This window comes from Sodalis-like endosymbiont of Proechinophthirus fluctus, assembly GCF_001602625.1.
Taxonomy (GTDB): Bacteria; Pseudomonadota; Gammaproteobacteria; order Enterobacterales; family Enterobacteriaceae.
The window spans coordinates 13650-14260 of the sequence record NZ_LECR01000078.1; the positions used below are offsets into that span (position 1 = coordinate 13650).

Here is a 611-nt window from a genome sequence, read left to right on the forward strand (position 1 = left end):
CCCAGTGAAAGTATACTGTATCCAGTGATGTTTTTTCAAGGTGCTCAATATTAAATTGGGAATCCGGATGAAACAATGAATCAACACCAACAAGCGGATATTTCCGCAGCAACGCTGTATGTGGTACCGACTCCTATTGGTAATCTGGAGGACATCACCCGGCGGGCGCTGTCTGTCCTGCAGCGCGTTGATCTTATTGCAGCTGAGGATACCCGTCATACCGGTCTATTGTTACAACATTTTGCCATAAATGCGCGACTGTTCGCGTTGCATGACCATAATGAACAGCAAAAGGTGGACGTTTTATTAGCGAAACTGCAAAACGGACAAAGTATAGCGCTGGTCTCTGATGCCGGCACACCGCTTATCAACGACCCGGGATATCATCTAGTGCGCCGCTGCTGCGAGGCCGGGATTCGCGTCGTGCCGTTGCCGGGCGCTTGCGCAGCCATTACTGCACTGTCCGGCGCCGGACTGCCCTCTGATCGTTTTTGTTATGAAGGGTTCCTGCCGGCGAAGCGCAAAGCACGTCTCGATTCTCTGCAAGCGCAGGCACAGGAGCCGCGTACGCTGATTTTCTACGAGTCTGCCCACCGGTTGCTGGAGAGCCT

The 611-nt window shown here is 52.9% G+C and carries 1 pseudogene; it reads left to right on the forward strand.

The features are described from left to right. Positions 1 to 75 precede the first annotated feature (75 nt). Positions 76 to 611: pseudogene (gene rsmI, locus BG74_RS17900) on the forward strand (16S rRNA (cytidine(1402)-2'-O)-methyltransferase); the annotation flags it as partial.